The following is a 17,639-nucleotide window of genomic DNA, read 5'->3' on the forward strand; positions in this document are numbered from 1 at the left end:
TGAGGACGCTACGCCCTGCGCACCTCAAAGAAGAAGCACCCGTACTCCACCGCCCTGATGTGGACGAGGACCACCGACGGGTCGGAGAAGGCCCTGCGGATGGCCTCGTCGTCCAGGGTGTCGACCAGCTCGCCGCCCAGGATGTGCCCCTCGGCCGAGTAGCGGCGGACCGTGCGGTGGGCGTTCACGAAGGGGTACCCCGAGCCGGCCGCAGGGCCCTCGCACTCCTCCGCGTGGACGAACACCGGCCCCTGCTCGTCGTACGCCCCCGGCTCGGCCCCCGTCTGCGCCGCCCAGCGCCGCAGCGGGGCGTAGGAGACAAGGGCGATCCGCTCGCCCGGCTCGCTGCGGCGCAGGCAGCAGCGGAGCGGAGCGCCGCCCTCCTCATCCATCACGGGAACCATTCGGCGCCCCGCATCGTCAGCAGAGCGCAGCTCCTTCAGGACCGTGGGGTCGATGGGTCGTGCCGTGTACGTCGTCATGTCCCCATGCTCGCGCTCGTCCGCCCCGCTCACCGGCGGGATACGGACATCGCGCTTCCCGCAGGTCCCGTGGAAGGATGGCGCAACCCACACATAACGAGGAGATGACCGCGTGCCTGGCACAAACCTGACTCGCGAAGAGGCGCGGCAGCGGGCAACGCTGCTCACCGTTGACTCGTACGAGATCGATCTCGACCTCTCCGGCGCGCAGGAGGGCGGGACCTACAGGTCCGCGACGACGGTGCGCTTCGATGTGACGGAGGGCGGCACCGAGTCCTTCATCGACCTGGTCGCCCCGGCCGTCCACGAGGTGACGCTGAACGGCGACCCGCTCGACCCCGCCGAGGTCTTCAAGGACTCGCGGATCGCGCTGGCGGGGCTGCTGGAAGGGCCGAACGTCCTGCGGGTCGTCGCCGACTGCGCGTACACCAACACCGGTGAGGGACTGCACCGGTTCGTCGACCCAGTCGACCAACAGGCGTACCTCTACACCCAGTTCGAGGTCCCGGACGCGCGAAGGGTCTTTGCCTCCTTCGAGCAGCCCGACCTCAAGGCGACCTTCCAGTTCACCGTGAAGGCGCCCTCCGGCTGGACCGTCATCTCCAACTCCCCGACGCCCGAACCCCGGGACGACACCTGGGTGTTCGAGCCGACGCCGCGCATCTCGACGTACATCACCGCGCTGATCGTCGGGCCGTACCACTCCGTGCACAGCGTGTACGAGAAGGACGGGCAGTCCGTCCCGCTCGGCATCTACTGCCGGCCCTCGCTCGCCGAGTTCCTCGACTCGGACGCGATCTTCGAGGTCACGCGGCAGGGATTCGACTGGTTCCAGGAGAAGTTCGCCTACCAGTACCCGTTCAAGAAGTACGACCAGCTGTTCGTCCCGGAGTTCAACGCGGGCGCGATGGAGAACGCCGGTGCCGTCACCATCCGGGACCAGTACGTGTTCCGGTCGAAGGTGACCGACGCCGCGTACGAGGTGCGGGCCTCCACGATCCTGCACGAGCTGGCCCACATGTGGTTCGGCGACCTGGTCACCATGGAGTGGTGGAACGACCTGTGGCTGAACGAGTCGTTCGCCACCTACGCCGAGGCCGCCTGCCAGGCCTACGCCCCCCAGTCGCGCTGGCCGCACTCCTGGACGACCTTCGCCAACTCCATGAAGACGTGGGCCTACCGGCAGGACCAACTGCCGTCCACCCACCCGATCATGGCCGAGATCAACGACCTCGACGACGTGCTCGTCAACTTCGACGGCATCACGTACGCCAAGGGCGCGAGCGTCCTCAAGCAGCTCGTCGCGTACGTCGGCATGGACGAGTTCTTCGCGGGCGTGCAGGCGTACTTCAAGCGCCACGCGTACGGCAACACCCGCCTGTCCGACCTGCTCGGCGCGCTGGAGGAGACCTCCGGGCGTGACCTGAAGACCTGGTCGAAGCTGTGGCTGGAGACGGCCGGCATCAACATCCTGCGTCCGGAGATCGAGACCGACGCCGACGGCGTCATCACCGCCTTCGCGATCCGGCAGCAGGCCCCGGCGCTCCCGGAGGGCGCGAAGGGCGAGCCGACCCTCCGCCCGCACCGCATCGCGGTCGGCTTCTACGAACTCGACGAGGACACCGGCAAGTTGGTCCGCGACGAGCGCGTCGAGCTGGACGTGGACGGCGAACTCACCGCCGTACCGCAGCTGGTGGGCAAGCGCCGTCCGGACGTCGTCCTGCTCAACGACGACGACCTGTCGTACGCCAAGGTCCGCCTCGACGAGCAGTCCCTCGCGTTCGTCACCGAGCACCTCGGCGACTTCGAGTCCTCGCTGCCCCGCGCCCTGTGCTGGGCCTCGGCCTGGGACATGACGCGGGACGCCGAACTCGCCACCCGTGACTACCTGTCGCTCGTCCTGTCGGGCATCGGCAAGGAGTCCGACATCGGCGTCGTTCAGTCGCTGCACCGCCAGGTGAAGCTCGCGATCGAGCTGTACGCCGACCCGGCCGCCCGCGAGGCCCTGCTCACCCGGTGGACGGACGCCACGCTGGCACACCTGCGTTCCGCCGAGGCCGCGAGCGACCACCAGCTGGCGTGGGCCCGGGCGTTCGCGTCCACGGCCCGTACGCCGGAGCAACTCGACCTGCTGGACGCCCTGTTGGAGGGCACCCAGACGATCGAGGGGCTGGCCGTCGACACCGAGCTGCGCTGGTCGTTCGTCGAACGCCTCGCGTCCGTGGGCCGGTTCGACGAGGCGGAGATCGCCGGCGAGTACGAGCGGGACAAGACAGCCGCCGGTGAGCGCCACGCGGCGACCGCCCGTGCCGCCCGCCCGACCGCGGAGGCGAAGGCGGAGGCCTGGGCGCAGGTCGTCGAGTCCGACAAGCTCCCCAACGCCCTTCAGGAAGCGGTAATCTCGGGCTTCGTCCAGACCGACCAGCGCGAACTCCTGGCGCCGTACACGGAGAAGTACTTCGCCGCCGTCAAGGATGCCTGGGACACCCGCTCGCACGAGATCGCCCAGCAGATCGCGATCGGCCTCTACCCGTCGATCCAGGTCTCCCAGGACACCCTGGACCGCACGGACACCTGGCTGACGGCCGCCGAGCCCAACGCGGCCCTGCGCCGCCTGGTCTCGGAGTCCCGCTCGGGCGTGGAGCGCGCGCTCAGGGCACAGGCTGCGGACGCGGCCGCTTCATAGCCGGTTCTACGACGACGAAGGGCGCCCGGTGCATCGGCCGGGCGCCCTTCGTCGTCCGCTCAGCCCGGGAACATCCCGCCCGTGACGTTGACGAACGTGCCGGTGATGCTCGCCGCGTGGTCCGAGGCGAGGAAGACGGCGGTCGCGGTGATCTCCGCGAGGGTGGGGTTGCGGCGGGTCATGCGCAGGCTCGACAGGTGGTCGAGGATGCCCTGGATAGCCGCCTCGTTGAGGGCGGGGTTGACCTTGCCGAGCTTCTCGACGGTGAGGGTCTCGGGGATGCCGGCGGCCCACAGACCGACCGCGCGCACCCCGCGCGGGCCCAGTTCCATCGCCAGGTTGCGCACGAGGCTGTCGGTCGCCGCGTCGGCGGGACCGGTGCCGCCCATCATCGGACTGCCGTGCGCGGAACCGCTGTTGAGGGTGAGGACGACGCCGCGGCCCCGCTCGGCCATCCGGCGGGCGGCGGCGCGGGCGGTGATGAAGTTGGCGCGGGTGCCGTTGATCACCGGCCGCAGGAAGTCGTCGACGGGCATGTCGGTGATCGGCAGTCCCTGGACGTCGCCGCGCGAGACGAGGTTGAAGGACACGTCGATGTCGCCGACGCGGGCGAGGTATTCCGTGACGGCGCTCTCGTCGAGGGCGTCGACGACGGCCACCTCGGCGTCCTTGAGGTCACCTGCCACGGCCTCCAGCGTCTCCCGGGTGCGTCCCACGAGGTGGACGCGGGCTCCCTCGGCGGCGAAGGCGCGGGCGACCGCACCGCCGATCGAGCCGCCGGCGCCGTAGACGACCGCGGTCTTGTCGGTGAGCAGCATGGTGATCTCCTTGCGGGTCGTGTGTCGTTCGAGTCGGCCATACAGACGCACGCGGGACCCGCCACTAATCGGTCACAACCTCAGCGGCAGTCCGAAGGCCGGGAACAGGTGCGGTTCGAAGGACGTGATCTCCACGATCCGGTCGTCGGCGTCGAAGCGGAGCACGTCGAGGACCTGGGCGCGGTAGACCGTCGTACCGGGCCTGCGGACGTAACCCCCGGCCGCCAACTGCCCGTTGGCGCGGGCGGGCAGATGGCGCCAATGGCCGTGGAACATGGGCGAGTTGGGGTCGAGGCTCACGCTCAGGAACTCCAGGAGCGCATCGCGGCCGGTGAACCAGAACGGGTTCGGCGGCATGGTGAGCGTGACGTCCTCGCTGAGCAGCTCGGCGACCTCGGACAGGTCGAGGCGTTCGGCGGCGGCCATGTACCGCTTGACCAGGGTGCGTTGGTGCTCGGTGGGTCCGGCGGTCGTCCAGTCCGCGCGGCGGCCGGGCAGCCGGTCGCGCAGGGTGGGGCGGGCCCGTTGCAGCGCGCTGTTGACCGAGGCCACGGTCATGCCGAGCGCCTCGCCGGTCTCCACGGCGGTCAGCCCGAGCACGTCCCGCAGCACCAACACCGCGCGCTGGCGCGGCGGGAGATGCTGTACGGCGGCCAGGAAGACCAGTTCGAGGGTCTCGCGGGAGACCGCGGCGGCCTCCGGCTGCTCCTCGGCGGAGGGCAACTCGTCGTCGGGGTACGGCTGTAGCCACGTGATGCGGGCGGGCGGCTCCCCGCCGCCGTGGTTCATGCCGGGCAACGGTTCGTAGCGCTTGGGGCGGCGGGCCGTACGGCGCTGGAAGTCCAGGCAGGCGTTGGTGGCGATGCGGTACAGCCAGGTACGGGCACCGGCCCGCCCCTCGAAGGTGTCCCGGGCCCGCCAGGCCCGCAGGAACGTCTCCTGCACCAGGTCCTCGGCGTCGTCGTACGACCCGGTCATGCGGTAGCAGTGGACCTGGATCTCACGGCGGTGGGACTCGACGAGGGCCGCGAAGTCGCCTTCGTCCACCGGGACTTCAGGAACAGCGGGGGCTTCGGCAACAGCGGGGACTTCCGTAACGGGTACATGGGTGACGGATTCCTGAGCGGTGTCCCGCGCCGTCCGCGCCACCCTCCTCAGCCGCGCGACGGACGACGACAGTTCCGTCACGCCGGAGTAGAAGACGGAAGGCGGCTGCGGCACCAGCTCCTCCACCTGCCGCCCGATCTCCCTGATCAGCCCGTCGACTCCGACCCCGCCACCGCCGCCCTGCCGCTCGCGGTAGGCCTTCTGCCGACAGGCGGCGGAACAGTACACGGAACGCCGGCCGGTACGACCCGCCCGCGCGGTGAGCGGTTTGCCACAACTGGGGCAGGAGTCTTCGGCCACGAGCGCCTCCGGCGTTGCGTCACGAGCGTTGCGTCACAGCTGTCGCCGCACGGCGTTGCGTAACGGCATTCCCGCGTGACGCTACCTCCCGAACGGGAACAGGAGGCGTACGCGTACCGGTCTGCCCGAACACCGTCGCCCCGAACGCCAGCGCCATCCCCGCCATCTGCACCGCCGTGAGCGCCTGCCCGAGCGCGGCCCAGCCGACGACGGCCGCGGTCAGCGGGGAGAGCGGGCCGAGGAGGGTGACCTGGGTCGCGGAGAGCCGGCCGATGCCGCGGAACCAGAGCCAGTACGCGATCGCCGTGTTGGCCAGCGCGAGGTACAGGTATCCGCCGACCGCCCGGCCGTCGAGCGCGGGCGGCGCCCCCTCGGCCAGGAAGGCGACGGGGGCTATCAGCAGCCCGCCCGCGGTGAGCTGCCAGCCGGTGAGGGCGAGCGGGCCGACGCCGTCGGGGCGGCCCCACCGCTTGGTCAGCACGGTGCCGGTGGACATCGAGGCGGTGGACGCGAGGGCCGCGAGCACGCCGACCGGGTCGAGCGCCCCGGCCGCCTTCAGCACGACGAGACTGACGCCGAAGGCCGCGACGGCACCGGTGAGCACGCTTCGGGCCGTGGGCCGCTGCCCCAGCAGCAGCGCCGAGAGGCCTACGACGATCAGCGGCCCGACCGATCCGACGACCGCCGCCATGCCACCCGGGAGCCGGTACGCCGACAGGAACAGCAGCGGGAAGAAGGCACCGATGTTCAGCGCGCCGAGCACCGTCGCCTTCCACCACCAGGCGCCGCGCGGCAGCACCCGGGCGAGCGCGAGGAGCACGAGACCGGCGGGGAGGGCGCGCATCAGGCCGGTGAAGAGGGGGCGGTCGGGCGGGAGGAACTGGGTGGTGACGGCGTAGGTGGTGCCCCAGGAGACGGGGGCGAGGGCGGTGAGGGCGGCCGTCAGGACCGGACGACTGGCCATGGGAGAGACGCCTTTCAGCAGGGGCCGACGGAGGTCGGAGTAGGTCGACGGTGATTAGCTTACCGCTAAGCAACTTACCGTCAAGCCACTGACCCTTGATCCACTTTCTTGCGACCGACCTACTGACCGGCGGATACTCACCCCATGAACGACAAGGACCCCGTCGACGCGATCGTCGAGCAGTGGGCGACGGTGCGGCCCGACCTCGACACCGCCGCGATGGAGGTCTTCGGGCGGATCTTCCGGCTCGCCCGGGCCATGGGCGACCGCATGGAGAAGGCCTACGTCCCGCACGGCATCTCCCGCGGCGAGTTCGACGTTCTCGCGACCCTGCGCCGGGCCGACGAGCCGTACACGCTCTCGCCGCGCGAGCTCTCGGCGACCCTGATGCTCACCACCGGCGGCATGACCGGCCGCCTCGACAAACTGGAACGGGCCGGCCTGCTCCGCCGCTCCCCCGACCCGCACGACCGCCGGGGCCTCCAAGTCACCCTGACGGAGAAGGGGTTGGCACTCATCGACGAGGCGGTCGGCTCAGGCCTCGCCACCCAGACGGCGGCCCTCTCCGGCCTCGACGCCGAACAGGCCGCCCAACTGGCCGACCTGCTCCGCAAGTTGCTGACCTCGACCGAGCGGTAGCCCAAGTCCCGCTCCATGCAGCCCCGTTGAACCGACCGTCTCCTACGGCACCCTTCAGCCGACGTGCCCGGCGAGCGCCGCCCCGACCGCGGCCGGCTCGGCGGTGTCCGCGGCCCACGCCACGTAACCGTCGGGCCGCACCAGCAGCGCCGTACGACGATCGCTCGCCCAGTGCTCCATGGCCAGCCGGTCCTTGCGGGTGCCCTGGTCCTCGTACGGCTCCGGCGTGATCAGTACGAACCGGCCGCCGCGCAGCGCCTCGTAGAGGCGGCCGCCGTTCGCGAGGGAGACGTCCGGGGCGCGGGTGCCGACGAGGCGGTGGGCGCCTCGGGGGGACGGGTAGGCGTAACCGATGCCGGTGAGTTGACCGAGGGCCTTGCGGCGGGCCGGGGCCACGTGACCGAGGACGGTGGTGAGGGCCGCGCGCAGGGCGAGGGTCCAGGGGCGTTTGGCCATGGCGAGGCGGACGATGCCGCCGCTGCTCCGCAGGACCGCCTTGCCCACCGGGTGCCGCTCGGCCTGGTAGGTGTCGAGGAGGTCCGGGGCCGCGTGGCCGTCGATCACCGCGGCCAGCTTCCAGCCGAGGTTGGCCGCGTCCTGGAGGCCGGTGTTCATGCCCTGGCCGCCGGCCGGTGTGTGGACGTGCGCGGCGTCGCCCGCGAGGAACACGCGGCCCACCCGGTAGGCGGGCGCCTGGCGCTCGTCGCTGTGGAAGCGGGACATCCAGCGGGCGTCGCGCATCCCGAAGTCACGGCCGAGGGCGAGCCGGGTGATCTCCCTGACCTCGTCGAGGCCGAGGGGTTCGTGGTCCGGGACGTCATGGGCGCGGTTCCAGCCGATGACCCGGTAGTAGCCGTCGCCGAACGGCGCGATGAAGGCGAAGGCGTCGCCGACGGTGGCCACCGTGAGCAGGGTCTCGGGCTTCTCGTCGAGCAGCACGTCCGCGAGGACGACGGAACGGATGACGGAGTGACCGGGGAAGGGCAGCCCGATGGCGTCCCGCACCGCGCTGCGCATCCCGTCCGCCCCGACGACGTACGCGGCACGCAGCGAGTCGGCCACCCCGCCCGGCCCGCGCACCTCGACGGTCACGCCGGCCGCGTCCTGCGACAGCCCGGTCATCTCGGTCTCGTAGCGGAAGTCGACCCCCGCCTCGGCCGCGCGCCGCAGCAGCGCCTTCTCCACCTCGTACTGCGGCAGGACGAGGAGGTGGTTGAAGCGGGAGGGGAGAGGGGTCAGGTCGACGGTGAGGCGGCCGAACAGGCGGAGCCGGTCGAGGGGTTGGCCGACGGCCTCCAACTCGTCGGCGAGGGCGCGGGCGTCGAGCTGCTCCAGGGCGCGGGCATGCAGGACGAAGGCGCGGGACAGGTTGCTGATCTTCCGCGGGCGCTTCTCCAGCACGGTGACCGGGACGCCGGCGGCGGCGAGGTCACCGGCCAGGAGCAGACCGGTGGGGCCGGAGCCGACGACGATGACGGTGCGGTTCATGATGGCCTCCTGGGGTCAACGCTTGTTTGCCAACGCTTGTTGACGAACATAGAACCGGATCCCTGGACTGTCAACACATGTTGGCCTACGCTCGTTGGCATGGACGACAGCATCACCAACGGCACCCAGGGAGCCCGCCGCTCCGACGCCACCCGCACCGCCATCCTCGAAGCCGCCCGCGAGCGCTTCGCCACCGATGGCTACGAACGCGCGACCATCCGCGCCATCGCCAAGGACGCACGGATCGACCCGTCGATGGTGATGCGCTACTACGGCAACAAGGAGGGCCTGTTCGCGGCGGCCGTCTCCTACGACCTACGGCTGCCGGACCTGGCCTCGACCGCGCGGGACGCGGTCGGACGGGCGCTGGTCACGCACTTCCTCACCATGTGGGAGGAGAACGAGGAGCTGACGGCGATGCTCCGGGTCGGCGCCACGAACAAGGGCGGGGCCGAGCGGATGCAGGGGATCTTCCGGGATCAGCTGATGCCGGTCGCGCGGCAGGCGTGCCCCGACCCGGAGCAGGCACCGGCGCGTGCCGGGCTGGTCGCCTCCCAGCTCCTGGGGCTCGCGCTCACGCGCTACGTACTGCGCTTCCCGCCGACCGTCGCACTGGCCCGCGAGGAGATCGTGGCCTGGCTCGGCCCCACCGTGCAGCGCTATCTGACGGCACCGAGCCCGTGACCGGAAGCGGACATGCCGAAGGCGCCCGCCTCACCGCTGTGGGTGATGTGGGCGCCTTCCGGAAGAGGTGAGGTCAGACCTTGGCGTCGACGGCGGTGCCGGTCTTGCCGGACTTGGCCTTCGGCGCGCGGTCCTTGGACTTGTCCAGCGCCATGACCAGGCCCGCGATGACCGCGAACAGGGCGAGCGGGATCAGGACATAGAGCCCCAGCGTCTGGGCGACGCTCAGGCCATCGCCCGGGTCGTCACCGTCGTCGCGGGTGATCGCGAGCGCGGGGGACGTCATGAGCAGCATCATCAGCGTCGTACCGGCAGCCAGGGCACCGGCGCGCAGGGCGTTCTTCTTGTCCACACCGCAAAAGTAGCGAACGCTCGAACGGGCCGCGCGCCCGGGGGTGCCGTATGGGGCGCACGCCCCTCACGCACCCCCTCCACCACCGTCCCCCGAACCCTCCCCCAACCCCACCCGCAGCACATCCACCAGCGCGTGCAGCCGCGGCGACGCGGCCAGTTCCTCCAGCGTCACCGGCCGCCCGTCCGCGTCGGCGATGGGCAGGCGCCAGTTCGGATACTGGTCCCACGTGCCGGGCAGGTTCTGCGGGCGCCGGTCGCCGACGGTGTCCGGCAGCCAGACACCGATCATCCGGGCCGGGGTGCGGAGCAGGAAACGGTGGACGGCGTGGATCTCCGCCTCCTCCTCGGACGCGGGCCGCCCGCCGCCCGCCGGGTGTTCGTAGAGGCCGAGCCGGGCCAGCAGCGCGAGCCACTCCCCGACATCGGTGGCGGACTCGATCCGCTCCTCCTCCACCGGCCGGGTCAACAGGCCCAGCCGGTCGCGGAGTTCGAGGTGTTCGCCGGTGAGCCGGGCCGCGGTGGGCGGCAGATCGTGGGTGGTGGCGGTGGCGAGGCAGTCGGCGCGCCACTTCTCGGGCGCGAGCGGACGCCCGTCGCCCTCCCAGTCCCGCTCGAACCACAGCACCGACGTGCCGAGCACCCCCCGCTCCTGCAAGGTCTCGCGCACACCCGGTTCTACGGTCCCCAAGTCCTCGCCGATCACCACCGACCCGGCACGCGAGGCCTCCAGCGCGAGGATCGCGAGCATGGCCTCGGCGTCGTAGCGGACGTACGTGCCCTCCGTCGGAGGATGTCCCTGGGGGACCCACCACAGGCGGAACAGGCCCATGACGTGGTCGATGCGCAGGGCGCCCGCGTAACGGAAGAGCGCGCGGAGCAGGCGGCGGTACGGGGCGTAGCCGGACTCGGCGAGGCGGTCGGGGCGCCAGGGCGGCAACCCCCAGTCCTGGCCGAGGGAGTTGAAGGCGTCCGGGGGCGCTCCGACCGACATGCCGGCCGCGAAGTACCGCTGCTGGGCCCAGGCGTCGGCACCGTCCGGGTGCACCCCGACCGCGAGGTCGTGCACGACGCCGATCGGCATGCCCGCGTCCCGCGCTGCCCGTTGGGCGGCGGTGAGCTGGTCGTCGGTGAGCCAGGCGAGGCGGCAGTGGAAGTCGACGCGGTCCATCAACTCGGCGCGGGCGCGGGCGGTTTCGGGTGAGCGCGGGTCGCGCAGCCCGGCGGGCCACTCCCGCCAGTTCGAGCCGTGCACCTCGGCGAGGGCGTACCAGGTGGCGTGGTCCTCCAGCGCCTCGCCCTCGCGGGCGAGGAAGTCGACGTAGGCGGCCCGTCGTCCGGGGCCGAGGGGGACCTCGCGGACGAGTTCCAGCGCCTCCCGCTTCAGCTCCCACACGGCGTCGCGGTCGATCAACGCGTCCTTCTCCAGGACGGATTCACGCAGTCGCGCGGCCTGCGCGAGGAGTCCGAGCAGCCGCTCCCGCTCGCTCTCCTCGACGTACGCGAACTCGGGGATGTCCTCGACCCGCAGATACACCGGGTCGGGGAAGCGGCGCGAGGACGGCCGGTACGGCGAAGGGTCGGTGGGCGCGCCCGGCACGGCCGCGTGCAAGGGGTTGACCTGGACGAACCCGGCCCCGAGCGATCGCCCCGCCCAGGCGGTGAGTTCACCCAGGTCACCGAGGTCGCCCATGCCCCAAGAGCGCCGGGAGAGGAGCGAGTAGACCTGCACCATCAGCCCGTACGACCGCTCGGTGGGCCTGGGCAACCGGTCCGGGGCGATGACGAGTTGGGCCTCGGCGCTGCGGCCGTCCGGCACGGTGGCGGTCAAGTGGTGGACGCCGAGCGGGAGTTGCTCGGCGCTCGCCCGCAACTCGCCCTGCTCGGTCTCGATGTGCAGCACGGTGCCCTCGGGCAGCGCGTCGAGCGCGGCGGGCGTACTGCCGTACCGGCCCACGACGGTGGGCGGCAACAGCCGTCCGGCCAGCTCCTGTTGGCGGGCGGCGAGCGCGGCGGCGGTGGCCTGCGGGGTGCTCGCGTCGACGCCGAGGGCGGCCAGCGCGGCGACGACCGCGACGGCCGAGGCGGGGACCGCGCGGTCCGGTGAGGGGCTGTAGGCGGTGGCGACGCCGTGCAGTTCGGCGAGGTGCGCCAGGTCCTCGCCGAGGGTGTCGGCCGGCCGGGGTGCGGTCATCTAGGGCCTCGTCGAGTCCGGGTCGGCGAAGGGGGCGGCCGCACCGCTCATCGGGTCGTCGAACGCGACGGCCTCGCTGGTGAGCGGGGCGTCCATGGTGGCGGACTCACTGGTGAGCGGGGTGGCGTCGGCGAGCGGGGGCTCGCTGGTGAGGGGTTCGGCGTCGGCCAGCGGCGGTTCGCTGGTCAGCGGGGTCTCGGCCCAGGCCCCCTCGGAGTCGAGGAAGAACAGGTCGGGTGCGAGATCGGCGGGCGGCTCCGGGGTGCGTTTGGAGCGGGCCGGGCGCGGAAGCGATGCCGATGCTGCGGCCACGGGGGCCTCCTTGTCGTGTCGGGCGTGCGGGCGGGTCACCGCAGCCCTACCCAGTGGGCGCGACGGCAGACCTCCAGGCTGGGGTACAGGTGGCACCGCAGCCACTCCCGCCCCCACTCCCCGCAATTCTCCTACTGATCACTATTCACTCAGTACATGTACCTGGTGCATACTGAGCGCCATGAGCACCCGCCACATCCTGCTGGGCCTGCTCGCCTCGGGACCGAGCCACGGCTACGACCTCAAGCGACGCCACGACGAACGTTTTCCGCAGGCCCGCCCGCTGGCGTACGGGCAGGTCTACACGACCCTGCAGCGCCTCGTCCGGGACGGTCTCGCGGAGGTCGACGGCACCGGCTCGGACGGCGGCCCGGAGCGCACGGCGTACCGCGCGACGGCGGAGGGTTCGCGTGAACTCGCCCGCTGGGCAGGGGAGATCGCGCCGCCCGCGCCCTTCGTGACGAACGAGATCTTCGCCAAGGTCGTCGTCTCGATCCTGGCCGACGGCGACCCCGAGGCGTATCTGCGGGCCCAACGCGCCGCCCACATGGAGCGGATGCGGGAACTCACGGCGGTCAAGACCGCCAAGGGCTCCGACCTGGCGACCGTGCTCTCGGCGGACTACGCCCTCAACCACCTTGACGCGGACCTCCGTTGGATGGCGACGACGGCGGCCCGGCTGACCACTCTGACCGCGGAGGTCGACACAGCATGAGCGACAACGGGGGTACGGCGGCGCCGCTCCTCGCGGCCCGTGACCTCGCCAAGACGCACGGCAGGACGAGGGCACTGACCGGCGCCTCGGCCGAGCTGGGCGCCGGCGAGATCCTCGCCGTCACAGGCACCAGTGGCAGCGGCAAGTCCACCCTTCTCCACTGCCTGGCCGGGATCGTCCGCCCCGACGAGGGGACGGTGACGTACGCGGGCCAACGGCTGGACGAACTCCCCGAGAAGCGGCTCAGCGAGCTCCGGCGCACCGAGTTCGGGGTGGTGTTCCAGTTCGGCCAACTGATACCCGAGCTGACGGCCGCAGACAACGTCGCGCTCCCGCTGCTGCTCGCGGGCGCCTCGCGCACGGACGCCCGGGCGGCGGCCGGGGAGTGGCTGGAGCGGTTCGGGGTGCGCGGGCAGGGCGAGCTGCGGCCGGGCGAGCTGAGCGGCGGCCAGTCCCAACGGGTCGCGCTCGCCCGGGCGTTGGTCACCTCCCCGAAGGTCGTCTTCGCGGACGAACCGACGGGCGCGCTGGACTCCCTGGCGAGCGAGCAGGTGATGACGGCCCTGGTCACGACGGCCCGCGAGTCCGGTACGGCGGTCCTGCTGATCACCCATGACGCGCAGGTCGCGGCCTACGCGGACCGCGAGATCCGGCTGACGGACGGGACCGTGGCGACGGCGGGGGTGGCGGTATGAGGTCCCTGGGGTCCGATCTACGGCTGGCCTGGCTGCTCACGCGGGGTTCCGACCGGCGGGAGTGGTGGCGGGTCGGGCTCACGGCGGCCGGGGCCGCGCTGGCGACGGGGATCGGGATCGGCGTCGTAGCACTGCTGTCGTTGGACGGGTTCTACTCGGTGTCCTTCGGGTCGGGGCTGTTCGACTCCCCCAGTGACCGGCAGAACGTGAGCCTGGCCCTCGGGCTGCTGCTGATCCCGGTGCTCGGGTTCCTCGGGCAGTGTGCGCGGATCGGGGCGGTGCACCGGGACCGGCGGTTGGCCGCGTTGCGGCTGGCGGGTGCCGGGCCGTGGCAGGTGCGGCGGATCGCGGCGCTGGAATCGGGGCTGGCGTGCCTGGCCGGGGCGGTGGTGGCGACGGCGGCCGTCGTACCGCTGCTGCCCTATGCGACGGTCTGGACCGGGGTCGTCGTAGTCGCCGTGCCGGTGCTGGGGGCGGTCGTGAGCGCGATGGCGTTGCGCCGGGTGGTGGCGGATCCGCTGGGCCGGGTGCGGCGAGTGCGGCCGGTGCGGGGGCCGGGGAGGTTGTTCGGTACGGCGACCCGGCTGCTGACGGTGACGCTGGCGGCCATCGCGCTGACCCCGTTCTTCGGCAGCCCCGTCTCCTTCGATCTCGGCCCCGTGACGGTGCTGGTCCTGGCCGGCCTGATCAGCCTGATCGCGATCTGGCTCTCCGGCGCCTCGTCCCGCCAACTGGGTGAGGGCTTCGCGGCCGGCACCTCGCGCCCCGCGCTGCTGATCGCGGCGGAACGGCTGCGCGAGGACCCCTGGTCGACCGCCCGCACCCATGCGGCACTGCTGCTGGTGACGGTCGTCGGCTCGGGCTTCGCGGGCGTACGGCAGATCCTGCTCGCGGATCTGGAGGACATGCGCCGCAAGGGCCACCTCGGCACGCCCATGTCCTACTACACGACGGGCATCGACCTCACCGCCGCCGCAATCCTCGTCGCCCTCGCGCTCGTCCTCACCGCCCTGGCCGTCGGCACCGCCGAGTCCCTCGCCACCCGGCGCCGGGGCCTGGCCGCACAGGCGGCGGCCGGGGTGCCGCACGCCGTACTGGCCCGCGCGCTCCTCCTGGAGACCGCGCTGCCGCTGCTCCCGGCGATCGCGGTGGCGGGCCTCGGCGGTACGGCGATCAGCTTCTGGTACGGCGCCGCCGTCTCCGGGCACACGGACGTGCCGGTGCCGTACGCGGCGCTGCTGGTGCCGGTCGGCGTGTACGCGGCCTGCGTGCTGGCGGCCGCCACATCACTGCCTCTGCTACGGCGGTCGGTGCGGCCGGGCGAGCTGCGGTACGCATGACGGTCCGCCCCGGCAGCACGGGGGGGCTGCCGGGGCGGACGACTCCGTACCGCCGTACATGGGCGTACACAAAAGCCCGGATCGTCAGGCGGAGATGCCGTCGATCCGGGCCATCGCGTCCTCCGCGCCGTACGGCTGCAAGTACGGCAGCCAGCGCGGGTCCCTATGACCTGTCCCGATGATGCGCCAGGCCAGGCCGGTGGGTGGGGCGGGTTTGTGGCGCAGCCGCCAGCCGATCTCGAAGAGGTGTCGGTCGGCCTTCGTGTGGTTGCAGCGGCGGCAGGACGCCACCACGTTGTCCCACGCGTGCTTGCCCCCGCGGCTGCGCGGAATGACATGGTCGACGCTGGTTGCGACGCCACCGCAGTACATGCACCGGCCCCCGTCGCGCGCGAAGAGCGCCCGGCGGGTCAGAGGAACGGGCCCCCGATAGGGAACCCGTACGAATCGCTTGAGCCGGACCACGCTGGGTGCGGGGACTGTGACGGTTGCGCTGTGCATAAAGGCGCCGGATTCCTCAAGGGAGACTGCCTTGTTCTCCAGGACGAGGACGAGCGCGCGGCGGAGCGGTACGACGCCGAGTGGCTCGTACGACGCGTTGAGGACCAGGACATGCGGCACGGATGCCTCCTTGTGCGTCGGCGGCGCGTGGCTCGCGCCGGGACGATCTGTAGTCAGTCTCCCCTCATGCCTGGTGGAAGCGCCACCATGTCCCGGTAACGGGCTGGGAGTGTTTTCGACCACATGTGATGCGGGGCCGGGACGGGTGTGGGTTCGTCCCACCTGTTCATTCCCGGCTGAGCACAGCCTCTCCCCTGAACATGGCAACGATCCACACACGATGCCCCGATAGTGTGGTGGGCCTGCCCTCCTGGTGACCTATTCGTGACCTTGCCCCTGTCGGACCATGCCGGAGGGCGGACGCAGCACCTGGAGGTACCTGCCGTGTCCTTGTCCGCCGTCCTACTGGCCGCCGCTTCGCCGTCGCCGTCCCCGAGCCCCTCGGAGACAGCGGTGACCGTGCCCTCGCTCCAGGACGCCCAGGAGAGCGCGACCAACGCCGCGAGCTGGGTGGAGCAGAACTGGTCCACATGGCTGGCGATAGGTCTCCGGGTGCTGCTGATCGTGGTGATCGCGGCGGTCCTGAGAATGACGGTGCGGCGGGCGATCACCAAGCTGATAGACCGGATGAACCGCACGGTCGAGTCGGTGGACGGCACGGCTCTGGGCGGTCTCCTGGTGAACGCGGAACGCCGCCGCCAACGCTCGCAGGCGATCGGCTCGGTCCTCCGCTCGGTGGCATCGTTCGTGATCCTGGGCACAGCCGCACTGATGGTGCTGGCGACCTTCGAGATCAACCTGGCCCCTTTGTTGGCCTCCGCCGGTGTCGCGGGCGTGGCGATCGGTTTCGGCGCCCGCAACCTCGTCACGGACTTCCTCTCCGGTGTCTTCATGATCCTTGAGGACCAGTACGGCGTCGGGGACCAGATCGACGCGGGCGTCGCCTCCGGCGAGGTCATCGAGGTCGGCCTCCGCGTGACCAAGCTCCGCGGCGACAACGGCGAGATCTGGTACGTCCGCAACGGCGAGGTCAAGCGCATCGGCAACCTGTCCCAGGGCTGGGCTACGGCGGGCGTCGACGTGACCGTCCGCGCCTCCGAGAACCTGGACCGGGTGAAGGCCACGCTCGACTCGGTCACGGAGAAGATGAGCAAGGAGGAGCCCTGGAACGAGTTGTTGTGGGGCCCGATCGAGGTCCTCGGCCTGGACAGTGTGTTGATCGACTCGATGGTCGTCCGGCTGTCGGCCAGGACCATGCCGGGCAAGTCGGTGAGCGTCGAGCGGGAACTGCGGTGGCGGGTGAAGCGGGCGTTCGACGAGGCGAACATCCGCATCGTGGGGGGTGCGACTGCGGATCCGGTGGAGGACGCGGGGGATCCTACGGAGGCGGTTGCTGCGCCGTCGGTTTACTCGAACTCGGATTCGCCTCAGGTGGCGAATACTTCGCCTATTTCTTCGCAGCGGGGGTCGGGGCGGTAGTTGCAGGGGCCGGGTGTTCCCGGGCTGTGCGGGGGCGTGCGGAGGCGGGGCCAAGGTCGGGCGGAACGGTTCAGCACACCCGTTCGAGTGAACGCATGCGGAAACCCAGGTCGCAGGCCTTCCCGGCGGCCCATGGTTCTGCCGGGGCACCCGGCACGGGCGTAGCCTGGCAGCAGCGTGACGAGGGAGAAGCATCGATGAGCGCCGAACCCATCATGGAGCCGGTCATGACGCAGCAGGACCCCATCGATCTGCTGATCGCGATCGAGGAGGCGTCGACGACGCCGATTCGACCCGAGTACGTCGAGGGGATGGCCATCGTGCCACCGGCACCGAACGACAACCACAACGACGGCGCGGGGGAACTGTTCTTCCAGTTCCGTGTCGCCGGACACCGCCTCGTGGGCATGGGCAACGGCTATCGAGCAGCCCACAAGGACGGCACCACGATGGCCCTGCTCATCCCGGACTTCTACGTCCGTCGCCGCAGGCCGAGCGAACTCGACGAGTCGTACCTCAAAGCCCACAGGGGCTGGTGCCCCATCGACATGATCGCCCTGGTCGGCGAGGTCACGTCCACCAATCACGAGACGGACACCGGCCCGAAGCTCCGCACCTACGCCGCCGCCGGAGTCCCGGTCTTCGTCCTGATCAACCGCAACACGAAGACGGCCCACTGCTACACCGCCCCCGTTCTCCCCGGCGACGATCCCAAAGAGGCGTACTACGACGCCGAGTCCAAGGTCGGCCTGGGCAATCCCCTCGTCCTCCCGGCCCCGTACCCCACCCTGGACACGGCACCCTTCCTGGAGAACTGAGGCCGA

Annotated in this window: 17 protein-coding genes; 8 read left to right on the top strand and 9 right to left on the bottom strand. The window is 71.3% G+C overall.

Annotation, left to right across the window (positions count from 1 at the left end; genetic code table 11):
* Window positions 1–8: 8 nt before the first annotated feature.
* On the bottom strand, window positions 9–482 hold the full coding sequence (locus ACGFY9_RS19600) for a DUF1203 domain-containing protein (protein ID WP_393755641.1): 474 nt from the start codon (window positions 480–482) through the stop codon (window positions 9–11).
* 112 nt (window positions 483–594) lie between these two features.
* On the opposite strand from ACGFY9_RS19600, the gene pepN reads away from it, so the two are divergent.
* The gene (gene pepN, locus ACGFY9_RS19605; protein ID WP_393755643.1) at window positions 595–3,168 is read left to right on the top strand and encodes an aminopeptidase N; all 2,574 of its coding nucleotides are present in this window, start codon (window positions 595–597) and stop codon (window positions 3,166–3,168) included.
* A gap of 59 nt (window positions 3,169–3,227) precedes the next feature.
* Here the strand turns inward: pepN and ACGFY9_RS19610 are convergent, their stop codons facing one another.
* The 3 genes from ACGFY9_RS19610 to ACGFY9_RS19620 form a co-directional block, all read right to left on the bottom strand.
* Window positions 3,228–3,986, bottom strand: a complete 759-nt coding sequence (locus ACGFY9_RS19610; RefSeq protein ID WP_393755644.1) for an SDR family NAD(P)-dependent oxidoreductase — start codon at window positions 3,984–3,986, stop codon at window positions 3,228–3,230.
* 72 nt (window positions 3,987–4,058) lie between these two features.
* On the bottom strand, window positions 4,059–5,393 hold the full coding sequence (locus ACGFY9_RS19615) for a sigma-70 family RNA polymerase sigma factor (RefSeq protein ID WP_393755646.1): 1,335 nt from the start codon (window positions 5,391–5,393) through the stop codon (window positions 4,059–4,061).
* 19 nt (window positions 5,394–5,412) lie between these two features.
* Window positions 5,413–6,357: an EamA family transporter gene (locus tag ACGFY9_RS19620; protein ID WP_393755647.1), complete on the bottom strand. Its 945-nt coding sequence runs from the start codon at window positions 6,355–6,357 to the stop codon at window positions 5,413–5,415.
* Between the two features lie 144 nt (window positions 6,358–6,501).
* Here ACGFY9_RS19620 and ACGFY9_RS19625 point away from each other — a divergent pair, with 144 nt between their 5' ends.
* Window positions 6,502–6,996: a MarR family winged helix-turn-helix transcriptional regulator gene (locus tag ACGFY9_RS19625; protein ID WP_393755649.1), complete on the top strand. Its 495-nt coding sequence runs from the start codon at window positions 6,502–6,504 to the stop codon at window positions 6,994–6,996.
* Between the two features lie 54 nt (window positions 6,997–7,050).
* Here the strand turns inward: ACGFY9_RS19625 and ACGFY9_RS19630 are convergent, their stop codons facing one another.
* Entirely contained in the window at window positions 7,051–8,484 is a 1,434-nt protein-coding gene (locus ACGFY9_RS19630; protein WP_393755651.1) for an FAD-dependent monooxygenase, read from the bottom strand.
* Between the two features lie 99 nt (window positions 8,485–8,583).
* Here ACGFY9_RS19630 and ACGFY9_RS19635 point away from each other — a divergent pair, with 99 nt between their 5' ends.
* Entirely contained in the window at window positions 8,584–9,168 is a 585-nt protein-coding gene (locus ACGFY9_RS19635) for a TetR family transcriptional regulator (protein ID WP_393755653.1), read from the top strand.
* Window positions 9,169–9,241: 73 nt separating this feature from the next.
* Here the strand turns inward: ACGFY9_RS19635 and ACGFY9_RS19640 are convergent, their stop codons facing one another.
* From ACGFY9_RS19640 to ACGFY9_RS19650, 3 genes are all read right to left on the bottom strand, one after another.
* Window positions 9,242–9,520, bottom strand: a complete 279-nt coding sequence (locus ACGFY9_RS19640) for a hypothetical protein (protein ID WP_393755654.1) — start codon at window positions 9,518–9,520, stop codon at window positions 9,242–9,244.
* 66 nt (window positions 9,521–9,586) lie between these two features.
* Entirely contained in the window at window positions 9,587–11,713 is a 2,127-nt protein-coding gene (malQ, locus tag ACGFY9_RS19645; RefSeq protein ID WP_393755656.1) for a 4-alpha-glucanotransferase, read from the bottom strand.
* Entirely contained in the window at window positions 11,714–12,025 is a 312-nt protein-coding gene (locus ACGFY9_RS19650) for a hypothetical protein (protein WP_393755658.1), read from the bottom strand. It lies immediately after the preceding gene.
* 181 nt (window positions 12,026–12,206) lie between these two features.
* On the opposite strand from ACGFY9_RS19650, the gene ACGFY9_RS19655 reads away from it, so the two are divergent.
* The 3 genes from ACGFY9_RS19655 to ACGFY9_RS19665 are packed head-to-tail and all read left to right on the top strand — an operon-like array spanning window position 12,207 to window position 14,775.
* Window positions 12,207–12,740, top strand: coding sequence for a PadR family transcriptional regulator (locus ACGFY9_RS19655; protein ID WP_393755660.1), 534 nt, complete (start codon window positions 12,207–12,209; stop codon window positions 12,738–12,740).
* Complete coding sequence (locus ACGFY9_RS19660; RefSeq protein ID WP_393755662.1) at window positions 12,737–13,435, top strand: ABC transporter ATP-binding protein; 699 nt, start codon at window positions 12,737–12,739, stop codon at window positions 13,433–13,435. Before ACGFY9_RS19655 ends, ACGFY9_RS19660 begins: the two co-directional genes overlap by 4 nt.
* Window positions 13,432–14,775: an ABC transporter permease gene (locus ACGFY9_RS19665; RefSeq protein WP_393755664.1), complete on the top strand. Its 1,344-nt coding sequence runs from the start codon at window positions 13,432–13,434 to the stop codon at window positions 14,773–14,775. Before ACGFY9_RS19660 ends, ACGFY9_RS19665 begins: the two co-directional genes overlap by 4 nt.
* Before the next feature lie 84 nt (window positions 14,776–14,859).
* On the opposite strand, the gene ACGFY9_RS19670 is transcribed toward ACGFY9_RS19665, so the two are convergent.
* A complete protein-coding gene (locus ACGFY9_RS19670) occupies window positions 14,860–15,396 on the bottom strand; it encodes an HNH endonuclease (RefSeq protein ID WP_033284586.1) in 537 nt (178 codons plus the stop codon).
* A 324-nt stretch (window positions 15,397–15,720) separates the two neighbouring features.
* Between ACGFY9_RS19670 and ACGFY9_RS19675 the strand changes: the two genes are divergently transcribed.
* On the top strand, window positions 15,721–16,815 hold the full coding sequence (locus tag ACGFY9_RS19675) for a mechanosensitive ion channel family protein (protein WP_393755666.1): 1,095 nt from the start codon (window positions 15,721–15,723) through the stop codon (window positions 16,813–16,815).
* 197 nt (window positions 16,816–17,012) lie between these two features.
* Window positions 17,013–17,633, top strand: coding sequence for a Uma2 family endonuclease (locus tag ACGFY9_RS19680; protein WP_393755668.1), 621 nt, complete (start codon window positions 17,013–17,015; stop codon window positions 17,631–17,633).
* Window positions 17,634–17,639: the final 6 nt, after the last annotated feature.

The sequence above is a fragment of the Streptomyces sp. NPDC048504 genome, from assembly GCF_043200035.1.
Classification (GTDB): Bacteria; Actinomycetota; Actinomycetes; order Streptomycetales; family Streptomycetaceae; genus Streptomyces.